The sequence below is a fragment of the Truepera sp. genome (assembly GCA_032027045.1).
Taxonomy (GTDB): domain Bacteria; phylum Deinococcota; class Deinococci; order Deinococcales; family Trueperaceae; genus JAAYYF01.
In genome coordinates this window covers 237,848-263,136 of the sequence record JAVSMU010000001.1, presented here as the reverse complement: position 1 = coordinate 263,136, position 25,289 = coordinate 237,848, and the positions used below count along the sequence as shown (strand labels likewise).

At 66.9% G+C, this 25,289-nt stretch carries 23 protein-coding genes; 12 read left to right on the top strand and 11 right to left on the bottom strand.

The features are described from left to right. Positions 1–36: 36 nt before the first annotated feature. The 3 genes from ROY82_01095 to ROY82_01085 all read right to left on the bottom strand — a co-directional run bounded on the left by ROY82_01095 (position 37) and on the right by ROY82_01085 (position 2,748). A complete protein-coding gene (locus ROY82_01095; protein ID MDT3681061.1) occupies positions 37–450 on the bottom strand; it encodes a DUF302 domain-containing protein in 414 nt (137 codons plus the stop codon). Positions 451–771: 321 nt separating this feature from the next. Further along, positions 772–1,038: a hypothetical protein gene (locus ROY82_01090; GenBank protein ID MDT3681060.1), complete on the bottom strand. Its 267-nt coding sequence runs from the start codon at positions 1,036–1,038 to the stop codon at positions 772–774. 126 nt (positions 1,039–1,164) lie between these two features. Beyond that, positions 1,165–2,748, bottom strand: a complete 1,584-nt coding sequence (locus tag ROY82_01085) for a Na/Pi cotransporter family protein (protein MDT3681059.1) — start codon at positions 2,746–2,748, stop codon at positions 1,165–1,167. A gap of 295 nt (positions 2,749–3,043) precedes the next feature. Here ROY82_01085 and ROY82_01080 point away from each other — a divergent pair, with 295 nt between their 5' ends. Genes ROY82_01080 through ROY82_01060 form a run of 5 tightly spaced genes read left to right on the top strand, consistent with a single transcriptional unit; the run spans position 3,044 to position 7,597 of the window. Next, a complete protein-coding gene (locus ROY82_01080; protein ID MDT3681058.1) occupies positions 3,044–4,243 on the top strand; it encodes an ABC transporter substrate-binding protein in 1,200 nt (399 codons plus the stop codon). A 38-nt stretch (positions 4,244–4,281) separates the two neighbouring features. Beyond that, positions 4,282–5,169 carry a branched-chain amino acid ABC transporter permease gene (locus ROY82_01075; GenBank protein ID MDT3681057.1) on the top strand — a complete coding sequence of 296 codons (888 nt, stop codon included), beginning with the start codon at positions 4,282–4,284 and terminating at the stop codon, positions 5,167–5,169. Then, positions 5,166–6,131 carry a branched-chain amino acid ABC transporter permease gene (locus tag ROY82_01070; GenBank protein MDT3681056.1) on the top strand — a complete coding sequence of 322 codons (966 nt, stop codon included), beginning with the start codon at positions 5,166–5,168 and terminating at the stop codon, positions 6,129–6,131. The genes ROY82_01075 and ROY82_01070 overlap by 4 nt, the downstream gene beginning before the upstream one ends. After that, positions 6,109–6,831: an ABC transporter ATP-binding protein gene (locus ROY82_01065; GenBank protein MDT3681055.1), complete on the top strand. Its 723-nt coding sequence runs from the start codon at positions 6,109–6,111 to the stop codon at positions 6,829–6,831. The genes ROY82_01070 and ROY82_01065 overlap by 23 nt, the downstream gene beginning before the upstream one ends. After that, positions 6,824–7,597: an ABC transporter ATP-binding protein gene (locus tag ROY82_01060; protein MDT3681054.1), complete on the top strand. Its 774-nt coding sequence runs from the start codon at positions 6,824–6,826 to the stop codon at positions 7,595–7,597. Before ROY82_01065 ends, ROY82_01060 begins: the two co-directional genes overlap by 8 nt. A 65-nt stretch (positions 7,598–7,662) precedes the next feature. Here the strand turns inward: ROY82_01060 and ROY82_01055 are convergent, their stop codons facing one another. Beyond that, positions 7,663–8,328, bottom strand: a complete 666-nt coding sequence (locus tag ROY82_01055) for a zinc metallopeptidase (protein MDT3681053.1) — start codon at positions 8,326–8,328, stop codon at positions 7,663–7,665. A 342-nt stretch (positions 8,329–8,670) separates the two neighbouring features. Here ROY82_01055 and ROY82_01050 point away from each other — a divergent pair, with 342 nt between their 5' ends. The 6 genes from ROY82_01050 (at position 8,671) to ROY82_01025 (ending at position 15,287) form a co-directional block, all read left to right on the top strand. Then, positions 8,671–9,120, top strand: coding sequence for a cytochrome c (locus ROY82_01050; GenBank protein ID MDT3681052.1), 450 nt, complete (start codon positions 8,671–8,673; stop codon positions 9,118–9,120). 60 nt (positions 9,121–9,180) lie between these two features. Then, a complete protein-coding gene (nosZ, locus tag ROY82_01045; protein MDT3681051.1) occupies positions 9,181–11,136 on the top strand; it encodes a Sec-dependent nitrous-oxide reductase in 1,956 nt (651 codons plus the stop codon). A 188-nt stretch (positions 11,137–11,324) separates the two neighbouring features. Continuing rightward, positions 11,325–12,476 carry a nitrous oxide reductase accessory protein NosL gene (locus ROY82_01040; GenBank protein MDT3681050.1) on the top strand — a complete coding sequence of 384 codons (1,152 nt, stop codon included), beginning with the start codon at positions 11,325–11,327 and terminating at the stop codon, positions 12,474–12,476. Further along, positions 12,473–13,741, top strand: a complete 1,269-nt coding sequence (locus ROY82_01035; GenBank protein MDT3681049.1) for a nitrous oxide reductase family maturation protein NosD — start codon at positions 12,473–12,475, stop codon at positions 13,739–13,741. Before ROY82_01040 ends, ROY82_01035 begins: the two co-directional genes overlap by 4 nt. After that, on the top strand, positions 13,735–14,499 hold the full coding sequence (locus tag ROY82_01030; GenBank protein ID MDT3681048.1) for an ABC transporter ATP-binding protein: 765 nt from the start codon (positions 13,735–13,737) through the stop codon (positions 14,497–14,499). The genes ROY82_01035 and ROY82_01030 overlap by 7 nt, the downstream gene beginning before the upstream one ends. Next, entirely contained in the window at positions 14,496–15,287 is a 792-nt protein-coding gene (locus ROY82_01025) for an ABC transporter permease subunit (protein ID MDT3681047.1), read from the top strand. Before ROY82_01030 ends, ROY82_01025 begins: the two co-directional genes overlap by 4 nt. Before the next feature lie 109 nt (positions 15,288–15,396). Here ROY82_01025 and ROY82_01020 read toward each other — a convergent pair whose 3' ends face one another. Further along, positions 15,397–15,939 (bottom strand): TlpA disulfide reductase family protein, encoded by a 543-nt coding sequence (locus ROY82_01020; GenBank protein ID MDT3681046.1) that lies wholly within the window; start codon positions 15,937–15,939, stop codon positions 15,397–15,399. A gap of 48 nt (positions 15,940–15,987) precedes the next feature. Beyond that, complete coding sequence (locus tag ROY82_01015; protein MDT3681045.1) at positions 15,988–16,221, bottom strand: hypothetical protein; 234 nt, start codon at positions 16,219–16,221, stop codon at positions 15,988–15,990. A 289-nt stretch (positions 16,222–16,510) separates the two neighbouring features. On the opposite strand from ROY82_01015, the gene ROY82_01010 reads away from it, so the two are divergent. Next, a complete protein-coding gene (locus ROY82_01010; protein ID MDT3681044.1) occupies positions 16,511–18,133 on the top strand; it encodes an FAD-dependent oxidoreductase in 1,623 nt (540 codons plus the stop codon). Between the two features lie 5 nt (positions 18,134–18,138). Here ROY82_01010 and ROY82_01005 read toward each other — a convergent pair whose 3' ends face one another. The 5 genes from ROY82_01005 to ROY82_00985 all read right to left on the bottom strand — a co-directional run bounded on the left by ROY82_01005 (position 18,139) and on the right by ROY82_00985 (position 25,289). Beyond that, positions 18,139–20,034, bottom strand: a complete 1,896-nt coding sequence (locus ROY82_01005) for an MDR family MFS transporter (GenBank protein ID MDT3681043.1) — start codon at positions 20,032–20,034, stop codon at positions 18,139–18,141. Between the two features lie 173 nt (positions 20,035–20,207). Next, on the bottom strand, positions 20,208–21,257 hold the full coding sequence (locus tag ROY82_01000; GenBank protein ID MDT3681042.1) for an ABC transporter substrate-binding protein: 1,050 nt from the start codon (positions 21,255–21,257) through the stop codon (positions 20,208–20,210). 73 nt (positions 21,258–21,330) lie between these two features. Beyond that, entirely contained in the window at positions 21,331–22,539 is a 1,209-nt protein-coding gene (locus tag ROY82_00995; protein ID MDT3681041.1) for an ABC transporter permease, read from the bottom strand. Continuing rightward, the gene (locus tag ROY82_00990; GenBank protein ID MDT3681040.1) at positions 22,524–24,452 is read right to left on the bottom strand and encodes an ABC transporter permease subunit; all 1,929 of its coding nucleotides are present in this window, start codon (positions 24,450–24,452) and stop codon (positions 22,524–22,526) included. Before ROY82_00990 ends, ROY82_00995 begins: the two co-directional genes overlap by 16 nt. Beyond that, positions 24,453–25,289 carry an ABC transporter ATP-binding protein gene (locus ROY82_00985; protein ID MDT3681039.1) on the bottom strand — a complete coding sequence of 279 codons (837 nt, stop codon included), beginning with the start codon at positions 25,287–25,289 and terminating at the stop codon, positions 24,453–24,455. It lies immediately after the preceding gene.

Here is a 25,289-nt window from a genome sequence, read left to right as displayed (position 1 = left end):
ACCACTCGAGCCTCGCAATCGGCGGGGGGAAACTCCCTAAGCGGGCTCCAGGGCGCCCAATGCGGCCACGACCCGTCCTAGGCGGTCCCGCGCGTCTTGCACCACTGGGCCAAGTTCCGCTTGGAGCTCGGCGGGGACGACGCTGAACATGGCCTCCGGGTTCACGACACTCACTTCTACGGCGCCGTCGACTTCCCTCAGCACGACGTTGCAGGGCAACAGCAGGCCGATGCCACGGTGGGCTTCGAGCGCCTGGTGCGCCAGCGTGGGGTTGCAGGCGCCCAGGATCTCGTAGGGCTCGATGTTCTCACCCAGCTTCTGCGCGAGCGTCGCCGTCACGTCGATGACCGTGAGGACTCCGAAGCCCTCGGCCTTGAGGGCCTCGGTGACCCTCTGCTTGGCCACGCCGAACGGGGCGTCCACCTTCGTAGTCATCCCAAGATCGTTCATGTCACTACTCCCTACGGGCGCTGCGTCTCGGGCGCCCCGCGCAGGCCGGTTGCCCGGACGAAATGACCGAGCTTCCTCGCCTTGCTGCAAAGCGCGAACGCCTCGTTCCTCTAGCGCACTATACCCGCCGGGGGTATCCAAACCTTCCGCCCGCATGACGAAGCGCGGCGACCTCGTTCGGCCGCCGCGAACCTTACTCGGGGGCGGGCCCGGTCAGGGAACCACGCGCGTCAACCCGAAAGGCCGCACGCGGGCTTGGCCAGGCACCCTTGCCAGCGAGGTTGACCTGGCCTCCAATGTGGAGTCGAGGTCGGGCCCCTGTCACTGCTGCGGGTCCTCGATCGACGCCTCACCGGCATCAGCCGCCGGCGCCTTGCCGTTCGGCAACCAGCGCTTCGGGTGCGGCTGGGTCTGGGAGGGCGGATCCGAAGCCGGGAACGAGTCGTCCAAGGCGTCGTCGAGGTCGCTCTCGATCTCCGCCGTGTCCGGGAGTTTCGTAACGGCCCTCAGCGAACGGTCACTGGCCCACGCCGCGCTTGGGCCCGCGTTCCGCCTCACCTCTGGAGCCAGAGTGAGAGTGTGCATCATGGTCGTCCTCCTCGCCCCAACGTAGCCCTTTTCCAGGCGGCGCGCAGTGCCCGAAAAGGCGCACGTTCACCCGGTCTTCCCCCGCCGGCCCCCCGTCGCGCGGCATGAGCCAAGGGAACCCTGTGTCTAGCGCCTCGAGCGCGCCTCGATCTCCGCTGCCCAGCCGGCCACGCGGGTCACGCTCGCGTCGAGGTCACGCAGTAGCGTCAGGACTTCTAGGTGATGCGAGCTGGAGGCGCGTGATTCCGGCAACTGCGCCTCCAACCTGGCTAGATGGGCAACGCGCATGCGCCCGACCAACTCCTCCAACTCCTGGCGGCCGGCCACGACGCCCTTGGCCATGGCCGCGTCGCCGGTCGCGAGGGCCGTGAAGGCGCTACGCATCCTCGCCAGCACGCGCTCACCCGTGCTGGTAAGCTCGGCGCGGCCCGTCTTGCTGAACTCCACCCCCTCGGTACGCAGCTTCTCCTCGCGCCGGCCCAGGCGCCTGATCTGATCGCCCATGTGCTCCAGTTCGGTCGCGGTGAGGAGCAGGCGTTCCGAGATCGGATCCTCGCCGTTGGCGCGCCTGATCCGCGCCACGTAATCGACCACCTGGTGCGTCAGGCGGTCGACCTTGATCTCCCTTGCGGCGATGCGTCCCGGGTCCCACCGACCCGTCCTCAGGAACGCGACCGCTCTCTCCGTCATGACGCCGACCTGGTCGCTGATCCGCACCGTCTCCCTGAGTGCGAGAGCCAAGCCCAGGCCGGGGTCCGATATGGCCTCGGGGCGCAGGTACTTGGGCGCGGCGTCGTCCTCGGCCTCCGGCACCAGCCTGGCGCTCAGGGGCGCCAGTAGCCCGACGAACAGCGTGCCCACCAGGGTGATGGCGAGGTTGAAGAGCGTGTGGGCGTTCGCCACCTCACGCGCGGCGCCGCCGCCCAGCGCCTGCAACACCGAGGCGGCCGGCGCGAGGAACACCACGACGGTAACGGCGCCGAAGGCGGTCACCAGCATCTGCATCAGGGCGGCGCGTTGCGCGTTGGCGTCGAAGGTGCGCGAGACCATGAGCGGCATGACCGACGCCCCGGCGTTGCCGCCTACCACCAGCGCCAAGGCCGTCTCGAGCGAAACGGTGTTGGCGACGTACAGGCCGAGCGCCACGGCCGTGGCCGCGTTGGAGCTCGAGAGGACCGCGCCAAGCGCCACGCCCAACGTGAGCACGGCGAGCGGTTGTTGCTCGGCTGCAGCGACAAGCAGGTTGAAGATCTCGCTGCCACTCAGCGCCGACACCGACTGGACGGTGAGCTCGAGGCCGAAGAACAGCATGCCGGCGCCAAGGATGAAGTCGCCGACCGCGTGGCCGCGGCGCCACAATGACAGCACGTAACCGACGCCGACCATGGGCAGGGCGTAATCGGAGAGGTGGAAGGCGGCGAGCTGGATGGCAAGGGTGGCGCCGAGCTTGGCGCCCAGGAGTAGCGCGATCCCCTCGCGGATGGCCACCAGACCCCCGCCGACGAGGCTGAGAACGGTAACGGAGGTGGCCGTCCCGCTCTGGGTTGCGGCGGCCACGCCCGTACCGGTGAGCATCGCCATGAAGGGCGAACGGGTGGCGAAGGCCATCCAGCGCCTGGAGGCCGGACCAAGCATCTCCTGCAGGGCACCCGAGATGCGGTAGATGCCCATGAGGAAGAGCGCGAGCCCGCCGAGCGTGGTCAACAGCATGGGCCGGCGCTCCGTCTTACGCGTAACAGGCTGTACTGCTCGAATGAGGGCGTCAAGAGGCTTGGTCCCGTCCTAGATGAATAGGCAGTGTACTCCCACAGCCAAGGCGCCGCCGACGAATAATCCGCAGCCGGCCGCAACGAGGACGCCTTCGGGCCCGGCAACGGCCGTCCCTGGTTACTTGCAGCGCCATCCCGATGTGTACGCGCATGCGTACGCATCACCGTGCGCGCGGCACGCCGGGGCTGCTAACTTGCTGTCTATAAGATGCAACTCCACCCGAGGAGGGATTGACGTGAAACGAGTCTTAGTCGCTTCGTTGGTCGTTCTGGCGGCCGTTACGGCCGGCCTGACCTGGGCCCAGGGCCCCGTGAAGATCGGCGTAATCACCAGCATCACCGGCCGCTTCGCGGAGTTCGGTGAGCAGCACCAGGCGGGCATCAAGGCCGCCCTCGAGGACGTCAATGCCGCGGGCGGCATCGATGGTCGCAACGTGGAGGTGGTCTTCGAGGACGACACTTCCGAGGTTAACGCCGCCCTGACCGCCGCCGAGAAGCTGGTCAACCAGGACCTCCCCCTCGTCATGGGCGCGTACTCCTCCTCGATCACCAACCCCCTCGCCCAGTACTTCACGCGCCAGAAGCGCCCGTTCCTCGTGTTCACCTCGTCCGATGACGCCATCACGCGCCCGGGCTCCGACTGGATCTTCCGCATCAACCAACCCTCCTACGCCTACGCACAGGTGCTGTTCGACGTGTTCGACGCGATCAACGAACAGCGTGGCGCTGGAACCCTGAAGACCATCGTCACCATCCACGGCAACGGCGCCTTCGAGAGCGCGGTGGCCGACGCCGTCGACGAGATCTCGAAAGACCGCGGTTACACGGTCCTGCAACGCCAGGACTACGACCAGGCCGGTGCCGACTTCCGCCCCATCCTCAACCGCTTCAAGACCCTCGACCCCGACGTGCTCTTCATGGTGTCGTACGCGGCCGACTCCGTGGCGCTCATGCGCCAGGTGCAAGAGGTCGGCCTGAACGCCAAGGTGTTCGCCGGCGGAGCCGCCGGCTTCGCGCTGCCAGGCTTCATCGAGGGCTCCGGTCCGGCCGCCAACTACGTCTACACGGCCACCATGTGGACCAAGGACGTGCCCTACCCGGGCGCCGCCGAGCTCAATGCACGCCTCACCGAGATCCTCGGGCGCACGCCCTCGTACCACGCGGCCCAGGCGTACGCCGGAATCATCACGGCCGTCGACGCGCTCAAGCGCGCCGCCTCCTTCGCCCCCGACGACGTGCGCAAGGCCCTGCTGGCGACGAACATGCCCGACACGGTCTACGGCCCCATCAAGTTCGAGGACTACCAGGGCTACAAGAACCAGGCCCCCCTGCCGGCCGTTGCCGAACAGGTGCAAGACGGCAAGTTCGTGACCGTGTTCGTCAACGGCCAGGTAGTGGGCGACCTGCTGGAAACGCCCGCGTGGAACGCCCGCTGACGGCCCACTAACTTGCGCAGTCGATTCATGAGGAGCCAGTGACCTTGGAGGGGCTGGCTCCTTTCCTCCAGAACCTGAGCGGCGGCCTCCTGATCGGCGGCATCTACGCCCTCATCGGCGTGGGGCTGTCGCTGATCTTCGGGGTCATGCGCATCATCAACTTCGCGCACGGGGACTTCGTGGCGCTGGGGATGTACTCGGCAATCGTGTTGTTCCAGTACCTCGGCTTCGACCCGTACGTCTCGCTCATCATCGTCGCGCCGCTGGGGTTCTTGGTCGGCGTGGTCCTGCAGCGCCTGGTCCTTTCGCGCCTGATAGACGCCCCGGGCGACAGCACACTGCTGGTCACGCTGGGCCTGGCGCTCGTCATCGCGAACGTGTTGTTCCTCGTCTTCGGGGCCGAACCCAAGTCCATCTACCTGCCGTATGCCACCGCGACAGTCACCCTTGCCGGCGTGCGGCTGCCCGTAGCGCAACTGATAGCGGGCGCCATCACGCTCGTCATCATCCTGGCGCTGTGGCTGATGTTGCGGCGCACCGAGGTGGGTCGGGCGGTGCGCGCCACCTCCCAGAACCGCCTCGGCGCCGAGCTGGTGGGGATCAACACGCCGGGGATCCACTCCTTGGTGTTCGGCATGGGCATGGCCCTCGCCATGTGCGCCGGCGTCATACTCGCCCCCCTGCTCTTCGCGGTGCCCACCGTCGGCTCGAGCTACACCCTCAAGGCGTTCGTGGTCACGGTCCTCGGCGGCCTGGGCAGCGTGCCGGGCGCCATCGCCGGTGGGCTGCTCTTGGGCGTCGTGGAGTTCATGGGCGCCTCGTACCTGTCCTCGGGCTACCGTGACGCCTACGGGCTCTTCGTCTTTCTCATCGTCCTCTTGCTGCGCCCCGAGGGACTCTTCGGACGCACGGTGAAGCGCGTATGAGGAGCCCGGGAGCCGCGCGCTGGTTGGGCATCGGCGTCGTCGCGGCGCTCGGCGCCTCCTGGTATTTCCTCTTCCCCAGCTCGCTATCACTCGGCATCGGGCTGCTGCTCCTGGCCGGCTGGGCCGGCGCCTGGGACATCCTGGGCGGCTGGACCGGTCAGACGAGCCTCGGGCATGCGGCCTTCGTCGGCGTCGGCGCCTACACGATCGGCGTGACGGCCGCCAAGTTCGACCTTGCCCCGTGGTGGAGCGCCCTCCTGGCGTGCGCCATCGCGGCGATACTCGCGTTCTTCTGGGGCCGGCTGACTTTCGGGCTGAGGGGCTCCTACTTCGTCCTCTCGAGCATCGCGGTGGCCGAGATCTTGCGGCTGGTGGCCATCAACGAGCGCAAGCTGACAGGCGGCGCCATCGGCCTGTTCATCTTCGACCTGAAGGAACCCTTCGGCATCGACCTCTTCAGCCGCCAGTCGGAGTTCTGGCTCGCCCTCGGCTACTTGGTGCTCGTACTCGTGGTCGTGCTGCTCGTCACTCAGGGCAAGCTCGGTTACCAGATGCGAGCGGTACGCGAGGACGAGGCCTCCGCCCAGGCGGCGGGCATCAACCCCGTAGCGGTCAAGTCCTGGGCGTTCATGCTCTCGGCGGCGCTGACCGCTTTGGGCGGGTGCATCTACGGCATCTTCCTCTCCGCGCTGCAGCCACAACCCATGTTCGAGCTACAACTGAGCGTCCGCATCGCCCTCGTGGCCATCATCGGCGGACGCGGCACGCTCTTCGGCCCCCTCGTCGGAGCCGCCCTCCTCACCCTCGCGGGCGAGCTCTTCCGCACCACCTTCGCCCAGGCGAACCTACTCATCTACGGCCTGCTCATCGTCGTCGTCGTGCTGTTCGTGCCGCGCGGCCTCATGGGCGAACTGCAAAGGCGCGCGATCAGGAGGCGTTATGTCGAGAGCGCTGGAGGCTGAGCACATCACCGTGCAGTTCGGCGGCCTCATCGCCGTCAACGACCTGTCGCTGAGCCTGGACGCGGGCAAGATCGTCGGCCTGATCGGCCCCAACGGTGCAGGCAAGTCCACGCTGTTCAACGCCCTGACCGGTTACGCGAAGACCAAGCGTGGCAAGGTGACGCTCGAGGGCCGCAACGTCAGCCGACTGCAGCCGTACGCCCGAACCCGCCTCGGGATGGGCCGCACGTTCCAGATCGAGCGCCCGTTCGAGGGCCTGACCGTGCTCGAGAACGTCCTCATCCCCGCCTTCTTGAGAACCAGCAGCCGCGCCGCCGCCACCAGTGCGGCCATGCATGCGCTCGAGCAGGTCGGACTGGCCGACCGGGCCCTGCAGTCGTCGTCCGAACTCAATCTCGCCAGGCGCCGGCGACTGGAGCTCGCCAAGGCGCTGGCCGTCCAGCCCCGGGTACTGTTCCTGGACGAGTTGATGGCCGGCCTCAACCCGCCGGCCCTCAAGGAGATGATCGGTTTCGTGCGGTCGCTGGCGCGCTCGGGGATGGCCATCGTCATGGTGGAACACATCATGCAGGCGGTCACGGAGCTGTGTGAGGAGGTCATCGTGTTGGCGTTCGGTGAGAAGATCGCCCACGGCGTCCCGGAACAAGTGATGAACGACGAGCGTGTCATCGAGGCGTACCTCGGGGGCTCCGATGAGTGACCGGCCACAGGGCTTGATGAGCTCGGTCGGCGTCCCGGAGGCCCCCGCGGAGCCGAAACGGATGCTCGAGGTGATAGACGCCAACCTCGGCTATAGCGAGCTGCAGGTCGTGTTCGGCGTGTCCTTGCACGTCAACCTAGGAGAACTCGTCGGCCTGGTGGGCGGAAACGGCAGCGGCAAATCGACCATCTTACGCGCCGTCTCGGGCATGATAAGGCCGCGCGGCGGCAAGATAATCCTCGACGGCGAGGACGTAACCGGCCTCAAGCCCCACGCCCTGGCGCTGCGGGGCCTGGCCCACGTGCCGATGGGCCGCCAGCTCTTCCCCGACATGACGGTCGAGGAGAACCTCTCGCTCGGCGCCTACCTGCCGCCGGCCCGCGCCCGCCGCGCCGAGGGCTTCGAACGCGTGTACCAGCTCTTCCCCGACCTGGAGAACAAGCGCCGGATCCAGGCTGGGGCGCTCTCGGGCGGCCAGCAGCAGATGGTGGCCATCGGCCGCGCCCTCATGCTCCACCCCAAGGCCCTCATCATGGACGAGCCGTCCCTCGGTCTGGCGCCGCTCCTCGTGCGCGAGGTCATGCAGGTGGTGAAGCGCGTCTCGGATACCGGCATGCCGATACTGCTCGTCGAGCAGAACGTGACGCAGGTCCTGAAGATCAGCGACCGCGCATACGTGCTGGAGAATGGCCGCCTCGTCCTGGACGGCCGCTCCGAGCAGTTGCGCGGCGATCCGATGATCCGCCGGGCTTACCTGGGGCTCTGAGCACCCAGGTGGGCCCGGCCTCCACTGTGGCTTGGTCGCGCACGGTAGCTTAGTCGCACGGTGGCTTAGTCGCGACCGCCCAAGAACATCGACGCGTAATAGAGCAGGAACAGCGCCGACGATGCGGCTGCCGCAACGTAGGTCAGCGCCGCGGCGTTCAGCACCTGCTTGGTGCCGGCGACCTCGCCCGTGGTGGCGATGCCCAGGCGAGCGAGTTCCAAGCCGGCACGGCGGCTGGCGTCGTACTCCACGGGCAACGTGACGAGCTGGAATGCCACGGCGAGCCCGAAGAGGACCACACCCAGCTGCACCATCCCGAGGAAGCCGATCATGGCGCCGAGGATGATGATCCAGGGCGCGAACCTGGCGCCGATGTTCGCGGCCGGCACCAGCACCGTGCGTATCCGCAGCGGGGCATAGGCCTTCGCGTGCTGGATGGCGTGGCCGACCTCGTGCGCCGCCACGGCGTTGGCCGCGACGCTCGAACCGCGGTAGTTGGGTGCGGACAGCCGCAGCACCTGCTGTGTGGGGTCGTAATGGTCGGTGAGTTGGCCGGGCACCTCTTCGACCCTCACGGCTTGGAGGCCGTTGGAATCTAGGATGGTCCGTGCGGTCTGGGCCCCCGTAAGGCCGGAGGCCGCCGGTTGCGCCTGCCACTTGGCGTAGGTGTTCCGCAGGTACAACTGCACCAGTAGGGTGGCGGCCAAGGTCGCTATGAAAATGAGCCACATGCTAGAGTCAACCTCCGAGCGTCTACGTGCCTTGGTGGCACGCTTTGGTTCGAAGCTTGAGATTACCCGTAACGGAACCTGGCCAAGTGAGCCCGGACTACTACGTCCGTGCGGCGACGACCACGCCCGGCGAGGACCACGTCCGGCGACGACCACTCCCGACGACGACCACGTCCGGAACGGTCACGGGCGTGCCGCGCGTCGGTGAGGCTCCTCGCCTCGTCCGAACCCCATTCATGAGAAACGTGGGGGAAGAACGTCCCTAGCCCCTCGCTGGTCGTCTAACTAATGTGGATGTGCATGTCCAGGATGGACTGTTCTCATGGAGGTGTCCGGATGCAGATGAAACCACCAGCGGGTCACGGCGGATCGTGGCCGCTCCTCGCGCTAGTCGCGGTGCTTACCTTGTTAGCAGCCGCGGCGTTCGCCCAAGAAGCCGGCGGCGAACTGCCCAAGGGCGTCGGCCCGATCCAGGAACTCACGTTGCCGGGCGAGATCGACCCCACCCTCGTCGCCGAGGGAGAGGCCACCTTCACGACCTACTGCTCTGCCTGTCACAAGATCGAGGAGCGCTACGTGGGCCCCGCCCTCGCAGGCGTCACGACCAGGCGCTCACCCGAGTGGATCATGAACATGATCCTCAACACCAATGAGATGCTATTCAACGACGACACGGCCTACGACCTCCTTGCCGAGTACATGACGCCCATGCCGGAGCTTCCGCTGAGCGAGGAGCAGGTGCGCGCCGTCCTCGAGTACTTCCGCCAGACCGATCACGACCTGGGCCTCTAGCTTCCAGGACCACGGCTCAAAAGCAGCATCAAGCAGCATCAAGAAGGAGTCACTCATCCTATGAAGAAACGCCAACTGATTCTCGTGCTACTCGGTTTCGCGGTGTTGGCCGCGGGGCTGGTGCTAGCACAGGGCGCGCGCAGCATGGCCCGCGTGGCCAACGACGCCGCCACCCGCACGTTCGTGCCGCCAGGCGAACACGACGAGTTCTACGGGTTCTTCTCTGGGGGCTTCAACGGCCAGCTCAGCGTAGTGGGCCTGCCGTCGGGTCGCACCATCAAGAACATCCCCGTGTTCTCGCAGTACGGCGAGAACGGCTACGGCTACTCCGAGGAGACGAAGGCGTTCTTCAACACCTCGCACGGCCCCGTCTACTGGGACGACTCGCACCACCCCGAGTTCTCCATGACGAACGGCGTGCCCGACGGCCGCTGGATCTTCATCAACGGCAACAACACGCCGAGGATCGCGCGCATCGACCTCACCACGTTCGAGACCGTCGAGATCATCGAGATCCCGAACATCGCGGGTAACCACCCCTCGCCGTTCACGACCATGAACAGCGAGTACGTGGTGGCCGGCACGCGCTTCAGCGTGCCCGTGCCGCAACGCGACATGCCCATCGCCGAGTACAAGGGCAACTTCAAGGGCATGCTCACGTTCGTCTCGGTCGAACCACAAACGGGCGAGATGGCCGTGGCGTTCCAGATCATGATGCCGGGCTTCGACTACGACCTGTCGCACTGCGGCAAGGGCCCCTCGGCCGACTGGTGCTTCTTCAGCTCCTACAACACCGAGGAGGCGCACACCCTGCTTGAGGTCAACGCCTCGCAGAACGACAAGGACTTCGTCACCGCCGTCAACTGGCGCCGTGCCGAGCAGTGCGTCGCCGAGGGTCTCGGGAGCGAGATGCCCTCGTACTACGCACACAACCTCCTGAACGAAGCCACTCACACCGCCGAGACCACCTGGCATGACAGCGCCACCGTCTTGCAGCCCGAGGACTGTAGCGACCTCGTCTACTTCCTCCCCACCCCGAAGTCGCCGCACGGCGTGGACGTAGACCCCACGGGCGAGTTCATCGTGCCGGGCGGCAAGCTCTCCGCCACCATCGCGGTACATAGCTTCCAGAAGATGCTCAAGGCCATCGAGGAGAAGAACTTCGACGGCGACTCCTACGGCGTCCCGATCCTCAACTTCGACGCTATCGTCGCCGGCCAGGTCGAGCGCGCCTGCCTCGGTCCGCTACATAACGAGTTCGACAGCAAGGGCAACGTCTACACGAGCTGCTTCATCACTTCCGAGATCATCAAGTGGAACCTCAAGGACTTCAAGGTCACCGACCGGATGCCCGTCTACTACTCCGTCGGTCACCTGATGATCCCGGGTGGCGACAGCGCCAAGCCCTGGGACAAGTACCTCGTGTCGCTCAACAAGATCACGAAGGACCGCTTCCTCCCCACGGGCCCCGAGCTCGCGCAGTCCGCGCAGCTGATCGACATCAGCGGCGACAAGATGCAGATGCTCCTGGACTTCCCCACCCTGGGTGAGCCGCACTACGCCCAGGCGATCCCCGCCGGGCTGGTTGCCCCCAACAGCAAGCTGATCTACGAACTGGCCGCCAACGAGCACCCCTACGTCGTCAAGAGCGAGGCCGAGACCCGCGTCGAGCGCGACGGCACCGACGTGCACGTGTACATCAGCTCCATCCGCTCGCACTTCGCGCCCGACAACATCGAGGGCATCCGCGTAGGCGACACGGTCTACTGGCACGTCACCAACCTCGAGCAGGACTGGGACGTTCCGCACGGCTTCGCCGTCCAGGGGATGCAGGACGCCAACATCCTCATCAAGCCTGGCCAGACCCTGACCATCACCTGGAAGCCGACGAAGCCCGGCGTTTACCCCTTCTACTGCACGGACTTCTGCTCGGCCCTCCACCAGGAGATGCAGGGTTACGTCCGGGTGTCGGCTGCCGACGCCGACGTGCCCCTCACTTGGAGCCTCGGGCTCTGACCCACTGAGCCCGTGCGGCCCGGCCAGCGCCGTGGCCGCGCGGGCAGCAAGGCCGGCCGCCACCATCCTGGGCGCTAGAGACCGGTCGGACACCTGCTTCCCGGGTCGGGCTCACCACTTCGGGCCCGACCCGGACCCACCGCGGACACCGCCCATGGCGCCGTCCGACCACCAGAAAGGAAGTCACCATGCGCTCACGCAAACGCGACCTATCTTGGCCGGTAAGCGTAGTGATCGCACTCGCCGCACTCGCTCCGCTGCTCACCTTCGTGTGGCCGCTGTGGCACTACTACTTCGAGGCGCCCCAGTACCCCGAAGGCCTGGCCATGCAGATCTGGTCCAGCAAGCTGACCGGGCGCGTAGACCTCATCAACGGCCTCAACCATTACGTCGGCTTCATGCACCTAGACGCCGCCGACTTCTGGGAGCTCAGGGTCCTACCCATCCTCATCGTGCTCGTCTCGGCCTTCGGCCTAGTGGCCGCCGTCGTCGGCCGCAAGCGCCTCTTCCAGGCATGGCTATGGTTCTACGGCGTCTTCGCCGTCCTCGGCATGTCGGACTTCGCGCGCTGGCTCTACAAGTTCGGTCACACCGTCGACCCAAAGGCCGCCATCACGATGGACGGCTACACTCCACCGATGGTGGGCACCAGCGTCTTCATGAACTTCTACATCACGGCCTGGCCCGGCTGGGGCGCCGTGGCGCTGGCGGGCGGCTTCGTGCTGGCCCTCGCCGTGTTCGGTTTCCGCTGGTGGCGAGTCCGCGCGAGAATGCGCGGACTCAAACTTCGCGGCGCCGCCACTGCCGCAGCGCTGGTCGTAGGCATCCTGCTCTCCGGTTGCTCCGCCCCAAAGCCCGTCAAGATCGTCATCGGCCAGGACGCCTGCGCCTCGTGCAACATGGTCATCTCCGACGCGCGCTTCGCCAGCCAGGTGGTGACCAAGACGGGTAAGGCCTACAAGTTCGACTCCGTCGAGTGCATGATCGCCTTCCTCACCGAGGGCAAGGTGCCGAAGGATCAGATCCATTCGGCTTGGGTATCCGACTACCTCGAGCCCGGGACGTGGCTAAGGGCCGAAGACGCCCACTATCTTCAGAGCGTACATATAAGGAGCCCGATGGGCCTCAACCTCTCGGCGTTCAAGACGCTCGGCCAACTCGAGAACGTGCGGGCCGAGGCCAACGGCATAGAAAGGCGTTACGCGGATCTTCCCGGCATCGTCATCGAGGCGGGTTTCCTCGAGAAACTCGATTCGGAGGGAGGCCACATGCACATGCCGTTGGACCTGAGCCCCTCGCCCGACGAACCTGGCACTGGGGAGGGCGGAGCGCCGCAGTGAGCCTGCGTCACTTCAACCGACCACTGCGGGCCGCGGTTACAGCGGCCGCTTTGCTGGCCCTAGCCGGGACCGCCTTCGGGCAGGGTCGAACGTTGGAGGTCTGCCAGAGCTGCACCTACGCGACGGTGCGCGAAGCGCTGGAGGCGGCCGCCGATGGCGACCTGGTGCTCGTCGGTCCAGGCACCTACCGCGAAGGCGCCCTGGTCATCGACAAGCGGATAACCCTCGAAGGTACGGATTGGCCGGTCCTGGACGGTGAGCACGAGTACGCCATCCTCACCGTCGACGCCGACGACGTCGTGGTCCGCGGCCTGGTGCTTCGCGATGCCGGCCGCTCGCACGTCACCGACATCGCGGCCATCCGGGTCGAGGAGGTCCAGAACTGCCTGATCGAGAACAACCGCGTCGAGAACGCCTTCTTCGGCATCTACCTCGCGAAGTCGGTCGGTTGCACCGTGCGCGGCAACCGGGTCACCAGCAACGGCGTGTCCGAGGTCTTCGCGGGCAACGCCATCCAGCTTTGGAACGCCCTATATACCTCACTGGAAGACAACTACCTTAGCGGCCACCGCGACGGCATCTATCTCGAGTTCGCCCGCTACGCCCACGTGGTCGACAACGTGAGCGAGAACAACCTGCGCTACGGGCTTCACTTCATGTTCTCGAACGAGTCCAAGTTCGAGAACAACACGTTCCGCAACAACGGCGCCGGAGTGGCGGTCATGTACTCGAAGAAGATCGACATGGTAGGCAACCACTTCGTGAACAACTGGGGCTCCGCCTCGTACGGGCTGCTCCTCAAGGACATCGACGACTCGATCGTGTCGCGGAACACGTTCGAGGACAACTCGGCGGCGGTCTATGTCGACGGCTCCAACCGCACCGACCTCGTCCGCAACGACTTCATGCGCAACGGTTACGCGCTGCGCGTACTCTCCAACTCGATGGGCATGCGGGTGATGTACAACAACTTCATCGGCAACACGTTCGACGTCGTTACCAACGCCAACCGCTCCTACAACGCCTTCCTGGAGAACTACTGGGACGCCTACGAGGGTTACGACCTCGACCGCGACGGCATCGGCGACGTGCCCTTCCGGCCGGTCAGGCTCTTCGCCATGACCGTGCAGGTGTATCCACAAGCCATGATCTTGTTGCGCAGCCCGCTCTCACAGGTGATGGACTACGCCGAGAGGCTCCTGCCGATAATCACGCCCAAGGCCATCGAGGACGATAGGCCGCTCATGGGGAGGATCCGATGGTAGTCGTCGACGCGCTGAGCAAGAGCTTCGGCAAACTGAAAGTGCTCAACGCGGTGAGCGCCCGCTTCGAGCCCGGGCGCGTGACGTCCATCATCGGTCCGAACGCGTCGGGCAAGACGACGCTGATCAAGTCGATCCTGGGCCTCGTGCTGCCCGACTCCGGCAGCGTGAGCATCGACAACGAACCCGTGCTCAACAACCCGGCCTCCCGCCGAAGCGTGGGTTACATGCCGCAAGAGCCGCGCTTCCCAGACAACCTCAAGGTCCGCGAGCTCTTCGCCTACATCCAGGACCTCCGCGGCGAACGCCCCAAGGGCCTCGACGCCCTCATCGACCGCTTCGAACTCAAGCCGCACCTGAACAAGCCCCTGCGGGTCTTGTCGGGTGGCACCAAGCAGAAGGCGAGCGCCGTGCTCACCTTCCTCTTCGAGCCCAAGGTGCTGCTCCTCGACGAGCCGAGCGCCGGCCTCGATCCTGTGGCCAGCAGCCGCCTGAAGGACCGCATCTTGGAGGAGAGAAGCCGCGGCGGCACCGTCATCCTGACCTCCCACGTCATGAGCGAGCTGGAGGAGTTGACCGACGAGGTCCTGTTCCTGCTCGAGGGCACCGTGCGCTACCGCGGCAGCCTGGGCGCCATCCGCGAGGCTACGGGCGAGAAGCGCCTCGAGCGCGCCATAGCCAAGGTCATGACCGGCGAGGCGCACCTTGACCAGGCAAGCGCCGGGGTGCCGGCGGCGGCCGCCGAGGAGGGAGCGGCATGAGCACCTCCCTCAAAGTGATGAAGTACGCCTTCTTCGACCTCATGCGCAGCCGCTGGATGCTCATCTACACGCTGTTCTTCCTGGCGGCGACCGGCGGCCTGCTCTACTTCGGCGACGACGCGGCCCAGGCGGCCCTCAGCTCGCTCAACCTGGTGCTGTTGATCATCCCGCTCGTGTCGCTGATGCTAGGCATGAACCATTACTACTACACGCGCGACTTCGTGCAGCTCATACTCACCCAACCGGTGTCCAGGCCCAGCGTGTTCCTTGGCCAGTACGCGGGCGTGGCGCTGCCGCTCGCCGGCGCGTTCGTGCTCGGCACGGGCATCCCGTTCTTCGTGTTCGGCCTGTCGCGCCACCTCGACCTGGGCATGGTGGTCAGCCTGTTGGTGGCGGGGGCGCTGATCAGCCTCATCTTCACGGCCCTTGCTTTCTGGATCGGCCTGGCGAACGAGGAGCGGGCGCGGGCCCTGGGCATCGCACTCGCCGTGTGGCTCTCTCTCACCGTCGTCTACGACGGCCTGGTCCTCTACTTCATCGTTGTGGCTCAGGCCTACCCCATCGAGGGCGCAGTCATGGCGCTGAGCATCCTCAACCCCATCGACCTCTCGCGGATCCTGGTACTCCTGCAGCTGGACACCGCGGCCCTGATGGGCTACACGGGCGCCCTCTTCAGAGCGTTCTTGGGTAGCGCCACCGGCGCCCTGGTCTCCGTGGCTGCGCTGCTCGCCTGGGTGGCCGTGCCCGTCGCGCTCGGGTTATGGGCCTTCAGGCGCAAGAACTTCTGAACCTTTAGGCGCGGCGGGCGCAGCACTCCAACGGCGCCGTGCTTCAGGGGCGCGGTGCTTCACGGGCGCAGCGCTTCAGAGCCTGCGGAGCTTCAGGGGTAGCCGGGACTCAAAGCCTTCCCCGCTTCAGGTCGCTCAGGTAGTTGATCATCTCGACCTCAGTTACCTCACCCAAGTGGGTGAGGACATGCCTTCCGTTCGCGTCGAAGAACAGGGTGACGGGCAGCCCCACGGCCCCGAAGCGGTTGGAGAGCTCGCCCGCGTCGTCCAGCAACACACCGTTCAGGTCGAGGTCCTTGCGCTCGTCGAGGTAAGACTGCACGGTCTCGCGCGTCTCGCCCTGGTCCACGAAGTAGAAGCCCACGCCCGGGTTGGAGCGGGCCGCGGCGGCGAGCATCGGGAGCTCGCGGCGGCACGGCGGACACCAGGTGGCCCACAGATTGACGACCACCGGCCGGCCCTCTACGTGGGCCAGGTTGACGGTGTCACCACCCGCCAGCGCCTCGAGCGCGACGTCGGGTAGGCCCTTGGCGTTCGCGCTGCTCGGCTTGAACAGGAACCAGCCGGCCGCGACAAGAACCGCGACAGCTGTGACGGCGATTATCAGCCGTCCTCGCCGCACGCGCTTGGCTGGCGACTCCTCAGCGCCCATCCGTTCATCTTACCGACGGGAGTGTGCTGACGCCCCCGGCAACGCGACTCAGCCGGTGGCGCCCCCAGAGAGCAGCCAGGCGAGGCCGAAGGAGAACAAGAAGGTGCCGAAGGCGAACATCATCATGCCCTCTAAGAGGCCCGCTACCCGTGGGAAGTCGGCGACCTCCAACGCACTTACGCCTGCGGGAATCTTGACTCCCGGATGCGCGAAGAACCAGTAGAGCAAGAGCGCCGAACCGGTCAACAAGCCTGAGCCGAGTACCAATATGATGGTGCCCATGCCGTTCCTCCTTCCGTTGCGCCGCCCGTGAGGGTCGCGCACGTGACCTGCTGGCGAGAGGTAGAAGCCGTGTACTCCCGGCGCGCGAGTCCAGGCCCGCCAGGCTGCGCGGCAGCCCCTGGCCACCTGTTCACAACGTTAAGCCGCCTGCCGCGCTGGAGAGAGGCAATCGTCACTCGACTCTTGTGGCGCCCTTGCCGCGAGACTTGTTACCCTCGAATGCGAACGCCACTTAGGCGACGCGGCCCCAGGGGCCCCGTCGCCACGTTGGGGAATGGGATGGCCCTCGTTGCTCGGTCAGCGCGCTAGGGACTTCGGCCGCTTGCGGCGAGAGGAGTACGACGTGCTCGTCGTGGGTGGCGGCGCGACCGGCGCGGGCACCGCGCTCGAGGCAGCCTCGCGCGGCCTTCGCACCGCGCTGGTGGAGCGCCACGACTTCGCCTCGGGCACCAGCAGCCGGAGCACGAAGCTCGTTCACGGGGGCGTCAGGTACCTTGAGCAGGCCGTCCGGCATGCCGATCGCTCGCAGTTCCACCTCGTTCGCGAGGCACTCAGGGAGCGCGCGTTGCTGCTCGCCAACGCGCCGCACCTGGCGCGCGCACTGGCCCTGCTCACCCCGATCTACGGGGCCTTGGAACTGCCCTACTACTTCACGGGCCTGAAGCTCTATGACATCCTGGCGGGCCGGGCCAATCTCAAACCCAGCCGCTTGATCGGCCGCGACCAGGCCGTGAAACGCTTCCCCATGCTCAGGCACGAGGGACTTCGTGGCGCCGTGGAGTATCACGACGGCCAGTTCGACGACGCACGCATGAACGTTGCCCTCGCACTTACGGCGGCCCGCGAGGGGGCGGTCGTCCTCAACTACGCGGAGGTCACGGAGCTCACCAAGCGGGCCGGCCGCGTGATCGGCGCGGTGGTGCGGGGCTCGCTGCCGGGAGACCCTGGTCCGGTCGAGGTAGCCGCCCGCGTGGTGGTGAACGCCACCGGCCCGTTCGCCGACGGTCTGAGGCGCATTGACGACCCGTCGACGCCTGAGATCCTGGAGACCAGTTCGGGCGTTCACATCGTGCTCCCGGCGCGTTTCAGCCCGCCCGACACGGGCCTGCTGATTCCCAAGACGGAGGACGGCCGCGTGCTCTTCTTGCTGCCTTGGCTCGGGCACACGCTGGTAGGCACGACCGACAACCCGGCGCCCGTACAGGAGGACCCCCGCGCCTCCGAGGAGGACGTGGCTTACATCCTGCGTCACGTACGGGAGTACTTCGACCTACCCGTCGAGCGGTCCGATGTCCTGTCGACCTGGTCGGGTCTCAGGCCCCTAGTGCGGCCGGACGCCATTGCGTCGCTGGAGGGCGAGGTCGCCACCCATCCAAGCGCGAGGCCCGCCGCCGAGGGTGGCCCCAAAGCCACGGCGCGCCTCTCCCGCGACCACACTATCCTAGTGAGCCCCACGGGGCTCGTGACCATCACCGGCGGCAAGTGGACGACCTACCGGCGCATGGCCGAGGACACCATCGCCGTGGCCGTCCACCAGGCGTCCCTTGCGCCCACGAAGGAGAGCGTCACCTCGCACCTGAAGCTGGTCGGCGCCGATGAGTTCCAGGACGACGGGGGCGCAAGGCTGGTGAACGGCTTCGGGTTGCCGGCCGACGTGGCGGCGCACTTGTCGGCCGCGTACGGCGACCGGGCGGAAGTGGTGGCGCGCTTGGCGAGCGCCGGCCTGCGGGAGCGCCTGGCTCCCGGCCTCCCCTACCTCGAGGCCGAGGTCGTCTACGCCCGCGACCACGAGTACGCCCACTCCGCCGCCGACGTGCTTGAGCGGCGGCTGCGCCTTGGCTTCTTGGACACGCGCGCGGCCGCCGCGGCGCAAGAGCGGGTGCAGGCCCTGCTGCAAACTCGGGCGCCGTAGACCTGTCAGTCGGCCTTGGCCGCCCCGCGGGCCACGTCCATGGCGGCCACCTTGCGCAGCGGCAAGCCAGGGATGAAGGGGATGACGGCCGACCCCAGTAGCAAGATGACAAAGCTCACCTGGAAGAGAAGCCGGATGGACACCGCGAAGCCTTGCTTGATCCCGTGCTCGAACTGGCGGCCCAAGTCCGTCAGGTAGGTCTCCAGGGCCCCCATCACTTGCGGCAGTCGAGCTTCGCGCTCTACCGGCGTGAGACTCGGCGCCTCGGCGGCGAACTGCCGCACCGCCTCCGGCATGGTCGCGTCGGCGGCCACGGCCTGGGCGGTAGCCGCGTCGCCGGCCACGACGGCCGTGAGCCGGCCCCTGAGCGCCTCCACGACGCCCTGGAGTTCGCCATGCACGGTGCTGGGGTCCGCAGCCGCCGTCTCGCTGCCCACGCCGACCAGGGAGTTGAGGTCGAACACCTGGGTCACCCCGGGGATCGCCGGCACGTAGTTGGGTATCTCGCGCTGCACGCTGATGGTCAACAGGGTTCCGAAAACGGCGAGGCCGATGACCGAGCCGATCTGCCTGAAGAACTGGCTGGCGCTGGTGGCCACGCCCATCTGCGCGAAGGGCACCGAGTTCTGCACGGAGAGCGTGAACAGGCTCTGGGCCGGTCCCAACCCGACCCCCACGACGACCATGCGCCAACCGAGCTCGAAGAGGGTGGTGTCGAGGCTGATGTTGGTGAGGAAGTAGGCGCCTACCAGCAAGATGACCGAGCCGCCGATCATGATCGGCTTGTAGCGCCCCGTCTTGGTGACGAGGAGGCCGGCCAGGAACGAGCTGACGATCATGCCGCTCATGAGTGGCAGCAGCGTGAACCCCGAGTTGGTGGCCGACACCCCGAGCACGAGTTGCATGAAGAGCGGCAGGAACATGACGATCCCCAGGAACGCCACGTTTATGACGAACGACGCGAGGTTCGCCGTGGTGAACACCGGGATCCGGAAGAGTTCGAGCGGCAGCATGGGGTCCGCCGCCCTGCTCTCGACGAACACGAAGGCCAGCAGGGACGCGGCCGAGAAGGCGAGCATCCCGATGATGATCGGCGAACCCCAGGGGTAAGTGCTACCCGCCCACGTGAGGGCGAGCAGCATGGGCAAGAAGGTGGTGACGATGAGCGTGGCGCCCAGCGCGTCGAGGGCGCCCTTGCGGCCGGCCGGAGGCAAGGACGGCATGACGCGAGCGATCATGAACAGCGCCAGCATGCCGAGCGGGAGGTTCACGTAGAACACCCAACGCCAGCCCGCAATGGCTAGGCCCAAGAAGCTGGTGTCGCCCATGTCGGTGAAGAAGCCGCCGACCAGCGGCCCCAGTACGGCGGCCAGTCCGAACACGCCGCCGAAGAGTCCCTGGTACTTGCCGCGCTCGGACGCAGGGATCATGTCGGCGATGATGGCGAAGGCGCTCGAGAAGAGTGCTGCGCCACCCAGGCCCTGGATGGCCCTGAAGGCGATGAGTTGGGTCATGCCGCCGCCAAGCAGCGGCAGGCTGCCGAACTCCCCCGCCAGCCCGCTGAGGGCCGATCCCACCAGGAAGATCACCACGCCGATGACCAGGATCGGCTTCCGGCCGTATGAGTCTGAGAGCTTGCCGTAGATGGGCACCATTACCGTCGAGGCGAGCAGGTAGGCGGTCGTGACCCAGGTGTAGAGGTTGAGGCCACCCAGGTGCTCGATGATGCGCGGCATGGCGGTGGAAACGATGGTCTGGTCGAGCGCTCCTAGGAGGAAGACGACCAGCAGCGCGGCGAACGTGAGATTGCGTTCCCGGGCGCTGAAGCCGGCGGCCCCGGGACTTACCTTGGGCGCGACGCCGGCCGGCAGCGGAGCAGCGGTAGTGGTGCCTTGGTTCACGGTCCTCCAGGGCGCTGGACCCGAAGACCGGTGCCGGCGCAAGGGCGGAGTATAGCGCACTGCCTATCGAGATGGAGTTCACAACCTACGGGTTCCTACTGGGTGGGCCCGACGGCACGAGCGCGCGCCGGCAACCACAGGGCCGCCGGCGCGCGGATGACTGGCCTAGGCCGCTACTTTATGGCGTCGTAGATGCTCGGATCGACGAGCTCGTCCCAAGTGTAAGGGGTCTTGATCAGCCCCACGTCTACGAGGAGCTGGACCGAGCGTTCGAAGTCGGCGCGGTCTATCGAACCCACGGCCGTGTCGGGGGTGGGCTTCACGAGCTTGCCGGTCTCGGCCATCATCCAGGTCTGGTGGATGAGGGGGCTCTGGCGGCTGCCGGAGCCGGCGCACGTATCACCACAGGACTTGAGGACGATGTTGACGGCCTCTTCCTGGTTATCGACGGCGTACTGCCACCCGCGGATGGACGCGCGCAGGAAGCGCTCCGCCACCTCCTTGCCCGTCAGGCCGGAGCCCTTGAAGTTGTCCGTCGCCAGCACGTCGGCGTTCGCGAAGACGCCGTCCTCGAGGATGTCGGCGCCGATGTCGGCCGGGTTCAGCACGTTCAGGACCGAAAGGTCATAACCGAGCCCGACGATCTGGTCGAGCTCGTTGTAGGTCATGGCGCTGGCCACGTCGACCTCGTTGGGGAACACCAGGCCGGGGTCGAAGGCGTACACGACGGCCTCGACGTCGGGGTTCGAGATGGTGGGGTCGAGGCTCGACGTCAGCCCGGCCTTGGCGAAGACCGCCTCCGTCGCGAACTCGTTCCCGAAGGCCCACACCCCGACCTTGCGGCCCGCCATGTCGGCGAACGTCTCGATGCCGGAGCTCTTGAGGGCCACGAGGCGGTAGCCGGCCACCTGGAACATCTGTCCGATGTACACGACGTTCAGACCCTGCTCGCGTTGCACGAGGATGTTGGCCAACCAGTCCGTCCCGAAGTCGGCGTTACCCGAGGCCACCGCCACCGTGGGGTTGACGTTGCCGCCATCCAGCACGGTGACGTCCAGTCCCTCCTCGGCGTAGAAGCCCTTGTCTTGTGCCACGAAGTACCCCGCGAACTGCGCTTGCGGGAACCACTTCGACTGGAAGTTGACGGGGATGAGGTTCTGCGCCATCCCCACGGGCACGGACAAGAGAAGCAGGGCGGTAAGGGCGTACAGAATTCGTTTCATTCGTTGCCTCCTGAGCGAGATTCCTACGTTGTTGCCGGACTTGCGCGGTGCGGGGGCCGGGCGACTCACATACTCATGACCCCCTCGTGGACGGGTGCCAAGCCGTGAGCACGCGCTCCAATAGTGTGATGGTGGCGTACAACGCCATCGAGATGACGCTGGAGACGAAGATCGCTGCGAACACGACGTCGAAAGCGCCACGGTGCGCGGACAGGCTGATGCGCTGCCCAAGCCCGTTCGGAGGACCCGGGATGAGGAACTCGGCGACGATCACGCTGACGATGCCGATCACCACGGCCACCTTGAGGGCGTTGAACAGGTACGGCAGGGCGTTCGGTACGCGCAGCGAGAAGAACACCTTCAGGGGCCCTGCGGCGTACGAACGCAGCAGCTCCAACTTCAGCGGGTCCACGAGCGTGAGGCCCTGCACCGTGTTGAGGACGACCGGGAAGAACGTCACGATCACGACCACGGCAGCCTTCGACTCCCAGTCCACGCCGAGGGCGCGGCCGAGTACCGGCGCCAGCCCCACGATGGGTACGGCGCCGAACGCCGTGGCCAGCGGCAGGAACCCGCGCTGCAGGAAGCGGCTGAAGGCAATGGCGCTGCCCACCAGGAAGCCGGTCGTGAGCCCCACGGCGAAACCGAAGAGGACCTCCCTGACGAACGTGAGGTAGGCGTCGGCTAGCAGCACGCGCCAGGTTCCAAGCAGAGCGGCCCAGATGTCGCTTACGCGCGGGAAGATGCCCTTGGGCACCCGCGAACCGACCACGAGGCCCTCCCAGACCAGGAGGACCAGGAACGCCACGGTGGCGGCCGGCACGAGCCCCTGGAGCCTGTGCTGCCAGCGGGGTGCGTCGCTCTCGAGCTCGATGACGCTTATGCGGCCGGCCGCCGTGGCCGCCGCCGCCAGGCTGCCTACGAGCGTGAGCCAATAGCCCCAATCGGCGGCGCCAGGCAGCGAGCGTTGCCCGAGCATGGCGAGGAAGCCAGCCAGGAGCGCCAGGGGGGTGGCGATCGGCACCGTCCACGGCCCGCCCCAGGCCGCCGGCAGGACGGCCGCGCCGAGCAACACCAGCAGCGCCAGACCGCTGATCAGGGGCCCGCCGGAGTCGGTCAACAGGTACGCTCCCGCTCCGGACTCGAACGGCCCGGCCAGGCCCGCCAGCGCGATCACCAACAGCGCGAGCGTCGGCCAGTGAGGCCGCCACGCCGCTTGCGAAGCCCCAGGGACCGCGGTGCGCACGCCGTCCGCCTCCACGCCCATCATCTGAGCTCCCATGGCGCTATGAAACGTTGGAACAGGCCCACTATGGCCACGAGGGTGATCCCGAGAGCGGCCGAGATGAGCAGCAAGATCCAGACGTCGGAGACGTTTCCGGCCTGCACCTGCCCGACGATGGCGTAGCCCAGGCCTAGCCTGTTGTTCGACTCGGTTTCGGCGACCAACGCCCCCACCAACGCCGCCGCCGCGCCGAGCTTGAGGCTGATGAAGAGGTAGGGAACGGCCGCCGGGAACCTGACCTTCCAGAAGAGCTGGAACGGCGACGCCGCGTAGCTCTTCATGAGGTCGATGGAGAGGGGATCCACGGCCCGCAGGCCCGTCACGGTGCCCACCGTGACGGGGAAGAAGGCGATGTAGGCGCCGACCAGGGCGGCCGGTACGAGGCTCGTCTGCACCGTCACCCCGGCCTTGCCCAACAGGAGCACGAGCACGGGCACGAGCGCGATTATCGGCACCGTCTGAGAAGCGATCACCCACGGTAGAAGCGCACTCTCGAGCGGCCGGATGGCCACGAACAAGATGGCGAGGAGCACGCCGAAGATGCCGCCGAAGAGTAGCGCCGTCAGGGTGCCACCGGCCGTGTAGAGGGTGGCTCTCACCACGTTGCGGGAGTCGGTGAGCGGGTACGCGGTGAGGAACGGCCCGATGCGCTTGGCGATCCAGTGCGGGAACGGCATCGGGTGCTGAGGCATCGTGAGGAAGCACTCGAACTCGGTAGCGCCACAAGCGGGGTGGTCGTAGTAGGTGTACGAGGCCGCCCAGAGCGCGCTGCCCGGTTGCGGCGGCGTTGCCAGCGTGATGGTGCCGTTGGCCGGGTCGCTGACCAGGTAATCGGGGTACTGCCTGAGCGCGGCGTTACGGGCCGGCCTGGTAGTGAAGGTGATCTGGTTGCCGGAGCGCGTGAAATCCTTCCCCTCCAGGACCTCGACCCCACCGACGGTGACCACGCCCCGATCGCCCGCGAACGTGAAAGTGGCGCGCTCACCGTCGACGCGCTCCTGAGGTCGCTCGGCAGCGGACGACAGCTCGGCGCCGTCGAGCATGATGCGGCGCTCGGGGTCGGACTCCACCAGCGGAACGTGCTGCAACTGGAAGACCCGGTTAGAGCCGTCGACCGCGCCCACGAGGAGTTCCCCCAGCGACAGCTGTCTGTCGGCAACGCGAGGTGCGACACCCGAGGGCTCGGCCAGCACGATGGTGCCGGTAGCCGGGTCCACCGGCGCGTAGTCGCCGTTCACGCGGCTGACGACGGCGTTGAAAGGTGCCGGGGCGTCAAGGGTAACGTGTTTGCCCTCGGCCTCGAACCCCTCACCCTCCAGCAGGACCTTGTCGTTCACCAGGACGGGACCGCTCTCCGCGTCTGGAAACGTGAAGCTGTTCAGCACGCCGTCGGGCCGCTCCACGGCCAGGCTGACGCCGGGAAGCAACAGCCGGCCGTTCAGGTAGAGCGCCTGCTCCACGCTCGCGCCTTCGGGCAACCGGTAGATCAGCCCGCCACCGCCCGCGGGGGTGAGGGCGGACCCCCATTCGAGGAGTGGCCCCGGCAGTGCGTCCTCGAGCACGAGTTCTCCATCGATGAGGTCGAAGCGCGCGCTCAGGGGCTCGCCCCCGTACACGAGCACGGAGCGCTCGGCGCTCGAGTCCGGACCGACCCCACCGAACGCCAGCCGAGTGCCGGCCGCCGCGCCGGCAGCGGGGTCGCTGGGCGCCTGCGCCAGGGCGTGGGGCGCCGAGACGAGCCTTACCCAGTTCGCGACGTTGTCCATGCGCAGCTTGGCCAACGGCAGGCCCAGCAGGAGGGCCAGCGGGTACATGAGGGCGATCGCGATGGCCGCAACCGCCACGACGGGCAGCGCCGCCGCCAGGCGGCCTTTGCCGCGGGGCGAGGCCGTAGGGACGGCGGCCGCCACTCAGTACCCTGCCTTGGCCACCGGGCGGCGCTCGGGGCCGGGCGCAGCGACCTCCGCACCCTCCTTGCCCTCGCGCAACGCCTCGCGCACGCGCGTCGTCAGGTCGAAGAAACGCTCGCTCTCGCGCGTCTCCGTGCCTCGCGGGTAGGGGAGGTCGACCTCGATCGTCTCGCTGATCCGCCCGGGCCGGGCCGTCATCACGACGACGTGAGAGGAGAGGAAGACCGCCTCGGCGATGGAGTGCGTGACGAACACGACCGTCTTCTTCGTCTGGCTCCACAGCCTCAGGAGTTCGAAGTTCATCGCCTCGCGCGTGATCTCGTCGAGGGCGCCGAAGGGCTCGTCCATCAGCAGCAGCTTGGGGTCGAAGGCGAGAGCCCTGGCTATCGAGACGCGTTGCTGCATGCCGCCCGACAACTGCCAGGGGTAGGAGCGGTGGAAGCTCTCGAGACCCACCATCTCGAGCATCTCCTCGGCCCGCGCACGGCGCTTGGCCTTGGAGTACCCCATGATCTCGAGGGGCAGCATGACGTTGCTGAGTACGTTGCGCCAGTCATACAGGGCGGGCGCCTGGAAGACGTAGCCGTACTCGCGCGAGGCCCGCGCCTCCTTGGGCGTCTTGCCCGCCACCGTGATGCGGCCGCTGGTGGGCTCTATCAGGTCCGCCACGAGCCGCATCAGTGTGGTCTTACCGCAGCCGGATGGTCCGATCAGGCTCACGAACTGCCCGTCGGCTACTTGCAGATCGGCGTCTTGTAACGCCACCGCCTCGGTCTTGCCGACACGGAAGAGTTTACTGACGCCTTCGACTTCGATGATTGCGGGGGCCTCGGTCAC